Raw genomic sequence first — 9146 nt, 5'->3', positions numbered from 1 at the left:
CTTTTAGAAGACGCCTTGCACTTATTTCGCCATGAACGTGTCGACGTTCGACGGGATGATGACCTGATACGGCACCCAGTCATATAGCTGGGCATATTCCTTATTGGCGAACTTGACCGCATCGACCAGGGTCTGCTGGGCCTGGGCCTCGGCGTTCTGCAGCACCGACATGGTCAGCCAGCCCGACTTGACGGCGTCCAGCGCGAAGGTCGTCCCGTCGACACCGCCAATGGCGATTTGGCCGGGCTTGTAGCCCCGGGCCTGAAGGGCGTCGATGGCGCCCAGGGCCATTTCGTCGTTATTGGCGGCGATGGCGTTGATGACCTTGCCCTCGTCCAGCCACTGGCCGATCAGTTCTTCCGCCTGCTCGCGTTTCCAGTTGCCGGTGGCCTCCGCAACGACCTTGATACCGGGTTTGGTCGCCAAAATTTCCTTAACGCCGATGGTGCGGTCGCGGGCGGCCGGATGGCCCTCTTCGCCGCGCAGGATGACGACGTTTCCGGAATCGCCGATTTGTCGGGATAACAGCCGCATTTGCAGCCGTCCGGCGACCAGATCGTTCGACGCGACGATGGCGACCTTGCCCTCGAAACGCTCGATCGGCGGTAACCGGTTAAAGAAGATCAGCGGTACCCCGGCCTTGGCGGTTTCGGCCATGGCGGTCTTGGCGGAATCGCCATTGACCGACAGCACCACAACCACGTCCGCCTTATCGGCTATGGCTTTGCGCACCTGGCTCATCTGGGTGTCGGCATTGTTGTTGGCGGTTTCGACCGTCAAATCGACGTCCGGGTTCGCCTTCGCTGCCGCTATGATCGAATCCTTGAGAATTCCAACAAAAGTATCATCCGACCGCGCCATCGACACATAGATCTTGTGCTTGGCCAGGGCCGGCGACGCCGCCATCATCAGGGCGGCGATCGCGATCAGGGCACGCTTTTTCATACTGTTTCCCTAAAAGCACTTCCCGAAAAATGGTCGCCACTTTTCGGATAAGAAGTGCGACAAAACAAAAATCCGAGCCTTCGAAGAAGGCTCGGGAAATCAAGCAGCTCTGACGCGGGCCAGGAATTTGTCGACTTCGCCCTTCAGCATGTCCGACTGACGCGAAAGGGCCTTGGCGGCGCCCAGAACCTGGGTGGCGCCGGCGCTCGACTCCTGAGCAGCCAGGGTGACGCTGTTGATGTTGTTGGTCACTTCCGACGTGTTTTGCGACACTTCATGGATGTTGCGGGCGATCTCGGCCGTGGTCTGTTCCTGTTGGCTGACCGCGTCGGCAATGGCCGAGGCGATCGAGTTGACCTCGCTGATCGTGTCCTCGATGCCCGAGATCTCACCGACCGCCTGCTGGGTCGAGGCCTGCATCTTGGCAATCGAAACCCCGATGGTCGTGGTCGAGGTGGCGGTCTGGTTGGCCAGACCCTTCACTTCCGAGGCAACCACCGCAAACCCTTTGCCGGCCTCGCCGGCGCGGGCCGCTTCGATGGTGGCGTTCAGCGCCAGCAGGTTGGTCTGCTGGGCGATGGCGTTGATGATGCTGACCACCGACTCGACCTGGGCGGCATCACCCGACAGGGCGTCCATGCTACCGCGGGTGCGACCGGCCTGCTGCACGGCATTGTTGGCGATATCGGCCGAACGGGCGACCTCGCCGCCGACCTGGCGGGCCGAAGCGGCCAGTTCTTCGATGGCAGCGGCGACCGAGCGGACATTGTCGGCGGCCTGGCGGGCGCCGGCTTCGACGGCTGACGACTGGACGCTGGTCTCTTCCGCCGCGGCGGACAGGGTCTGGGCAGAAGACTGTAGTTCCGAGGCGGCGTTGGACACGGCGCGGACGATATCGCCGACGGCGTGTTCGAATTCGTCGGCCAGCTTGACCACCTCGACCTTGCGCTGGTTCTGCATGTCGATTTCCAGGGCGGCCTGCTGGGTACGCAATTCCTCGGCCTCGACCAGCTTCTCCTTGAACACTTTCAAGGCCGAAGCCATGCCGCCGATTTCGTCGCGGCGGCCGGTGTCGGGAATGGCGACATGGATGTCGTGATTGGCCAGCTTCAGCATGACCTGGGTCATACGCGAGATCGGACGCGAAATGCCGGCGGTCAGGACAAAGCCGACCAGAACGCAGAACACGGCCAGCGATCCCAGGGCAATCATGATCCAGGTGCGCGCGGATTCACTGACCTTGGCGGCGGCGGCAGTGGCCGCATTGGCCTTGGCCTGGCGGTAGTCCTCGATCCTGCGCACAGCGGCGTAAAAGGTTTCGCGCTCCTTGGAGAGGTCGTTCATCAGCACCTCTTGTGCCATGTCGGGCAGGCCGGCCTGGTCGAGGTCGGCGACCTCTTCCTGGACAGCCAGGAAGTGCTGCCAGGCGCCACGCAGCGAAGCGGCCAACTGGGCCTCTTCATCGCCGGCCACCATGGTGCTGTAATCGCTCCAGGATTTGGAAAATTCATTTCGAGCGGCCGCGGCTTCGGCCGCATAGCCCTCACGCGCCGCACCTGTCGCATTGTGCTCCAGGAAGGAGGTGACGCCCAGCGCCTGGCTGATCCGGGCCAGATCGCCCAAGGTCGACACGGCCTTGACCTCGATGGCCAGGCGATTGCCGATCGCTGAGACCTCGTTGAGCTTATAGATGGCAAAGGCGCCTGTCGCGACCGACAGCACCATCAGCACCCCAAACGCGGTAGCGATCTTCCCCCGGATCGAAAACAAAAACTTCCCAAGCATGTCTGAGTCTCTCCCAATTTTCGGCTCAGTTTTTCGGGAAGGCTAGCGCGGCAACTCATAATATTGGATTAACCACGCGGTGAGTTAGCGCTCACAATTCAATGGTTGCGCATTGTGGATAGCGGGCTCGCGAAGGTGCTACAAATTTCGTTATCGTCGGGCGGACCATCGGCGACAGAAGGTCCTCCTCGATCTCTATGGAACTTTCGCCGCCATCTGCTTCGCACCTCAGACGACGATATCGAGTCTCACTCAATCGCACCGCCTTCCGGAAAAATATTCAGGAAGTCTCATAAGCTTAGGATGGCTCAGCCTAGGTTTCAGGAGAGGTTTGCTGAGCGCAGGAGAAAACCCTTCCGACGATCAGCAAAACTATTCGACGGCTGAAACAACCTTATCGGTCAAGGTTCTGCGCATTGTTCGCACTTGCGTGATGACCACCGTCTGCGCTACCCATGGGTCATGAACGTCCTCATCATAGATCCCGACGAGACTCGCGCCGCCATTGTGGCGGACGGGATTCGCGCCGAGCACGGTGAGAAAGAAACCATCATCCACCAGGGCCCGCGATTCGAACTGCGCATGTTGCGCGACTTCGATCCCGACATGGTCATCATCGCTTGCGAAAGCCCCGATCGCGATATGCTGGAGGCGCTTCAGGTCGCCAACGAACAGGTGCCGCGCCCCGTCGTTATGTTCGTGGACCGCAGCGACGCCAATGCCACCGCCCAAGCCCTGGAAGCCGGAGTCGCCGCCTATATTGTCGACGGCTTCAATCCCCGCCGCATCACCTCGGTGCTGACGGTGGCGGCCCAGCGATTCGCCATGACCCAGGCCATGCGCCGTGACCTCGACAAGGCCAAGGCCGACCTCGCCGCCCGCAAGGTCATCGACCGCGCCAAGGGCGTTCTGATGAAATCGCGCAATCTGAGCGAAGAGGATGCCTATAAGGCATTACGCAAGCACGCCATGGATACGGGCCGGCCCATCCATGCCGTCGCTGCCGACATCCTGGCCGTGAGCGGCCTGCTCAAGCCGGGAGATGACTGATGGTTACTGACGTCAAGATTGCCTACAGCCCGCTTAACGACGCGGCCTTGGTTCTGGTTGCCGAGGCTCTGGGCTTCTACGACAGCGAGGGGCTAAACGTCACCTTGAGCCGCGAGGCCAACTGGTCCAACATCCGCGACAAACTGGCCTATGGCCTGATCGATGCCGCCCATATCCTGGCGCCAGTCCCGTTTGCCGCCGCCCTGGGCCTTGGGCCGTCGATGGGCCGGATCATCGCCCCCATGGCGCTGGGTGCCAACGGCAATGCCGTGGTGGTGTCGCACGACCTTAAAGCTAAGCTGAGCGACGACGACAGCCTCCATACGCCGCTGATGAGCAGCGCCCGGCTTCTGGCGCGCGAAGTCGAACGACGCCGCAAGGCCGGCGAAGGCCGCCTGGTCTTTGCCGTGCCGTTTACCTGGTCGCCGCACCATTTCGTCCTGCGCCACTGGGCCGCCTCGGCGGGCCTGGATCCCGAGCGCCAATTGCAATGGGTGGTCCTGCCGCCGTCGCGCATGGCCGATATGTTGAAGGACGGCGTGGTCGATGGCTTCTGCTCCGGCTCGCCCTGGCCGCAGACGGCCCACCTGATGGGCCGCGGCCAGCTCCTGTTCGCCGATCCGGACTACTGGAGCCTGAAGCCCGAAAAGGTTCTGGGCGTGCGGGCCGCCTGGGCCGAGGATAACCCCTACGCCACCATTTCCCTGGTCCGCGCCTTGTTGCGTGCCGCCCTATGGGCTAACCGCCCGGCCAACCGCGACGACCTGATGCGCATCCTGGCGCGCCACGTCTATGTCAACGCGCCCCAGGAGGCCATTTCCCTGGCGCTCAGTCAGGGGGGCGCCGGCTACACGCTGGATCCGGAAACCGCCACCTTCCCGTGGATAAGCCACGCCAAGTGGTTCATGGGCCAACTGGTTCGTTGGGGCTGGGTGGAGCCCGACCACGACTTCGACCACCTGGCGCGGCATATCTACCGTCCGGACCTGTGGCGTCAGGCGGCGTCAGGCCTTGGTCTGAACGCGCCCGAGGCTGACGAAAAGGACGAAGGCGGCCATTCCGAACCGTGGGTGTTGCCGGCGTCGCCGGCGCCGATCATCATGCCGGCCAACCGCCTGTTCGACGGCGGCGTGTTCCGGTGTCGCTAGAACACTGAAATTCTTCAAAATTCCCTCTCCCCACTTGAGGGGAGAGGACGAGAGCCGAGTGAAGCGAAGGTGATCGGGTGAGGGGTTCGAGAGAGTCCGCCCGTATGATTGTTGCCGAACCAACCCCTCACCCCCTCCCTCTCCCCTCAAGCGGGGAGAGGGAGAACACGGGCTATTCAAGCTCGGTATCACAGAATAGTGATTTCATAAGAAACTAAATCCGCCAATTCACACAAGTTTCATAAAACGCCCGTTGAAACCCCTTCCGAGGCGTTTTCGTGATAATTTTGACGCAGCGCGATTTCGCACTGCAACACAAACGCAGAATCCGCGTTGACGAACCTCAGTTCCCGGATGATCGTCCCTGTGTGGCCAAGGAAGGCCGCACCGAAATTCTCGCTGAAACCGCCAATGGCGGCGTGTTGCAGCGCACATAGACACTGGCGTCTCAAGTCAACCACACCTTCGGGTGAGGTTCCGCTTGAGGCGCCTTTTTTTTATTCTCAAGGGGACTTTAGTGAACAATCGCATCCGCATCCTCCTCACCACCACGGCCGCCGTCGCCGCCCTGGGCGTGGCCGCTGGCGCCCGCGCTGAGGACACCATCTCCGAGGCCATCGGCGCCTCCAAGCCCATCTTCGAGTCCAGCCTGCGCTCGGAAAGCGTTGACCAGTTCGGTTTCGCTGAAAAGGCCGAGGCCCTGACCTGGCGCAACCGCTTCGGCTTCACCACCGGCGAGTACGAGGGCTGGAAAGCCATTGTCGAGGTCGACAGCGTCGAAGCCCTGACCGAAGACTACAACTCGACCCTGAACGGCAAGACCACCTTCCCGAACGTCGTCGACCCGGAAGTCACCGAAATCAACCGCGCGCAACTGAGCTGGGCGGCCACTGAGACCACCACCCTCACGGTCGGTCGTCAGCGTATCATCCTGGACGACGCCCGCTTCATCGGCAATGTGGGCTGGCGCCAGGACGAACAGACCTATGATGCCATCCGCCTCGACACCATGCTGGGACCGGTCAAGGTGACGGGCGCCTATGTCGGCCGCGTCAACCGCATTCAGGGCGACGACAAAGACTGGAAGTCCAACTCCTACCTGGTCAATGCCAGCTACAGCGTCAACGAAGCGCTGAAGTTTACCGCCTTCAACTACAGCTTCGACTTCGAGACCACCGCCACGGCGCCGACAGCGGCCGACATCGCCAACGCCAAGCTTTCATCGGTGTCGACCACCGGTCTGCGCGCCTATGGCGGTGCCTGGGTGTCGGCCTTCAAGCTGAACTACGTTGCGCAATATGCTGGTCAGTCGCCGTCCGGCAAGAATCCCGCCGCTGATTTTACCCTGCATGAAACCATGCTGGAAGGCAGCGCCACCTGGGACATCTACACCTTCAAGGTCAACTATGAGATTCTGGAAGGCAATGGTACCCAGGGCTTCGTGACTCCCCTGGGCACGGTCCACGCCTTCGAAGGCTGGGCGGACGTCTTCGCCGCGGTCGGCGGCAACAAGACCCACCCGAACGGCATCAAGGACCTGAGCTACAACCTGACAGTCGCCGGCCACACCAAGCCGTGGGCGCCGTGGTTCATGAATCCGACGCTGAGCGTCATCTATCACGATTTCCAGACCGACCGCCTGGGCCAGGACATCGGCACCGAGTGGGACGCGGTCCTGACCGCTGGCATCACCAAAAATCTCAGCCTGATGCTGAAATACGCCGATTTTGAGCGCGCCAACCCGACCATGCCGGCCTCGCGCACCAAGACCTGGATCATGCTGCAGTACAAGCTCTAGACTGTTTGCAAATGGGTGATGCTGGCCTGCAAAGGTCTGGTTTTTGCGCTTCCGTTGCTCACGTACTGAAGTACGCTCCGCTACGGTTCTCGAATCCAGTCCTTTTCGGCTCAGCCTGACCCATTTTCAAAACAGTCTTGAAACCCTCAAGGAATTTAAGACTATGACCGACTCCATCGACACCAAGGGCTTGAACCGCCGCCAGGCCCTCACCGCCGCCGCCGCAACCGTGGCCGCCGCGCAAGCCCTCTTTCCCGGCGGCGCCCATGCCGCCGGCAAGGGCCCTGAAACCACGGCCGCGAAGCTGGGCTTCATCGCCCTGACTGATGCCTCGCCGCTGATCATCGCCAAGGAAAAGGGCCTGTTCGCCAAGTACGGCATGCCGGACGTGGAGGTGCTCAAGCAGGCCTCCTGGGGCGCCACCCGCGACAACATCGTCCTGGGCTCGAAGGGCGGCGGCATCGACGGCGCACATATCCTGTCGCCCATGCCTTACCAGTTCAGCCTCGGCATCGGCGCCCGTCAAACCCCGATGTACATCCTGGCCCGCCTGAACCTAAACGGCCAGGCCATCAGCGTCGGCAATGACCTGAAGGGCGTTCAGGTCGGCCTGAATGCCGGCGGCGCCAAGGCCAAGTTCGCCCAGCTCAAGGCTGCCGGCAACATCGCCAAGGTCGCCATGACCTATCGCGGCGGTACCCATGACCTGTGGATCCGCTACTGGCTGGCGGCTGCCGGCATCAATCCGGAAACCGACGTCTCGACCATCGTCATCCCGCCGCCGCAGATGGTCGCCAATATCAAGGCCGGCACCCAGGACGCCTTCTGCGTCGGCGAACCGTGGAATGGCCAGTTGGTCAACCAAAAGATCGGTTACACCGCCGCCACGACGTCCGAAATCTGGATGAACCACCCGGAAAAAGCGCTGGGCATGCGCGCCGACTGGGTCGACAAAAACCCCAACGCCGCCAAGGCCATCATCGCCGCGACCATGGAAGCCGCTCAGTGGTGCGAACGCAGCCGTCCGGCCATGTGCCAGATCACCGCCGGCCGTCAGTACATCAATGTGCCGATCAACGACATCGTTCCGCGTCTGCAGGGCACGATCAACTACGGTGACGGCCGCAATGTCGCCAAGAGCCCGCACATCATGAAGTTTTGGTCCGACTTCGCCGCCTTCCCGTTCAAGTCGCACGACACATGGTTCGTCACCGAGAACAAGCGCTGGGGCGTCATCGGCGCCGGCGTCGACACAAAGGCGCTGGTCAACAAGGTCAATCGCGCCGACCTGTGGCGCGAAGTGGCCAAGCAGTACGGCATCGCCACACCGGCCTCCGACTCGCGCGGCGTCGAGACCTTCTTCGACGGCAAGAAGTTCGATCCGGGCAATCCCGATGCCTACCTCAACAGCCTGGCCATCAAGAAGATGGCGTAAGGAGCTCCCATGCCCTTTGACCTTGTGAAAAAGACCATGGCTACATCGCCACCACCGCCTGAGGTCGATCGTTCAGCCTTGCTGATCGCCGCCCAGAAGAAACAGATCGATGCGGCCCGCCTTCGCAAGGTGGCGGAAAAGGCCTCGACCTTCATCATGCCGGCCCTCTTCCTGAGCATCACGCTGGCGAGTTGGGAAGCGATGGCCCAGGCCTTCCCGGGTGGCCTGCCCGGCCCGGTGCAGGTGTGGACCGAGTCACAGGAACTGATCACCGATCCGTTCTATGACCGCGGCGGAGTCGACAAAGGGCTGTTCTGGCACATTATGACGTCGCTTTCGCGGGTGGGGATCGGCTTCAGCATCGCCGCGGTGGTGGGGGTGCTGGCCGGCGCCTTCATCGGCACGGTCGGCTGGGCACGCAAGGGTCTGGATCCGATGTTCCAGGTCCTGCGCACCGTGCCGCCCCTGGCCTGGCTGCCCATTTCACTGGCCATGCTGCGCGAAGCCCAGCCCTCGGCCCTGTTCGTGATCTTCATCACCTCGATCTGGCCGATCGTCATCAATACGGCGGTCGGCGTGCGCAACATCCCGGTGGACTACATCAACGTGTCGCGTGTCCTGCGCCTGCATCCGATCGAGTTCTTCTTCAAGATCATGCTGCCGGCAGCGACGCCGCACATTTTCACCGGCCTGCGTATCGGGGTCGGCATGAGCTGGCTGGCCATCGTCGCCTCGGAAATGCTTCTGGGTGGCGTCGGCGTCGGGTTCTTTATCTGGGACCAGTACAACTCCTCGCGCATCTCCGACATCATCGTCGCCCTGGTCTGGGTCGGCCTGGTGGGCTACGTCCTCGACCGCCTGGTCGCCGGCCTCGGCAACATCGTCTCCCGCGGTACGACGGCGGACTAACACAAATACTTCTCCCGCCCCGTTTACGGGGAGGGGGGACCGCGGAGCGGTGGGAGGGGCTTTACTGTATGTGGAA

General features: G+C 62.0%; 7 protein-coding genes. 5 read left to right on the top strand and 2 right to left on the bottom strand.

Annotation, left to right across the window (positions count from 1 at the left end; genetic code table 11):
• Nucleotides 1-21: 21 nt before the first annotated feature.
• Together ABI_RS07865 and ABI_RS07860 are read right to left on the bottom strand one after the other, a co-directional pair.
• Nucleotides 22-945 (bottom strand): substrate-binding domain-containing protein, encoded by a 924-nt coding sequence (locus ABI_RS07865; RefSeq protein WP_006272374.1) that lies wholly within the window; start codon nt 943-945, stop codon nt 22-24.
• Nucleotides 946-1044: 99 nt separating this feature from the next.
• Nucleotides 1045-2730, bottom strand: coding sequence for a methyl-accepting chemotaxis protein (locus ABI_RS07860; protein WP_006272373.1), 1686 nt, complete (start codon nt 2728-2730; stop codon nt 1045-1047).
• Between the two features lie 462 nt (nt 2731-3192).
• Between ABI_RS07860 and ABI_RS07855 the strand changes: the two genes are divergently transcribed.
• The 5 genes from ABI_RS07855 (at nt 3193) to ntrB (ending at nt 9070) form a co-directional block, all read left to right on the top strand.
• Nucleotides 3193-3780 (top strand): ANTAR domain-containing response regulator, encoded by a 588-nt coding sequence (locus tag ABI_RS07855; RefSeq protein WP_006272372.1) that lies wholly within the window; start codon nt 3193-3195, stop codon nt 3778-3780.
• Nucleotides 3780-4928, top strand: a complete 1149-nt coding sequence (locus ABI_RS07850) for an ABC transporter substrate-binding protein (RefSeq protein WP_006272371.1) — start codon at nt 3780-3782, stop codon at nt 4926-4928. Before ABI_RS07855 ends, ABI_RS07850 begins: the two co-directional genes overlap by 1 nt.
• Nucleotides 4929-5445: 517 nt before the next feature.
• Nucleotides 5446-6726: an alginate export family protein gene (locus tag ABI_RS07845; RefSeq protein ID WP_006272369.1), complete on the top strand. Its 1281-nt coding sequence runs from the start codon at nt 5446-5448 to the stop codon at nt 6724-6726.
• A gap of 163 nt (nt 6727-6889) precedes the next feature.
• Nucleotides 6890-8161 carry a CmpA/NrtA family ABC transporter substrate-binding protein gene (locus ABI_RS07840; RefSeq protein ID WP_040308698.1) on the top strand — a complete coding sequence of 424 codons (1272 nt, stop codon included), beginning with the start codon at nt 6890-6892 and terminating at the stop codon, nt 8159-8161.
• A 9-nt stretch (nt 8162-8170) separates the two neighbouring features.
• Nucleotides 8171-9070, top strand: coding sequence for a nitrate ABC transporter permease (ntrB, locus tag ABI_RS07835; RefSeq protein WP_006272367.1), 900 nt, complete (start codon nt 8171-8173; stop codon nt 9068-9070).
• Nucleotides 9071-9146: the final 76 nt, after the last annotated feature.

The sequence above is a fragment of the Asticcacaulis biprosthecium C19 genome (genome assembly GCF_000204015.1).
GTDB classification, from domain to species: Bacteria; Pseudomonadota; Alphaproteobacteria; order Caulobacterales; family Caulobacteraceae; genus Asticcacaulis; species Asticcacaulis biprosthecius.
This window is presented reverse-complemented; position numbering and strand designations above follow the sequence as displayed.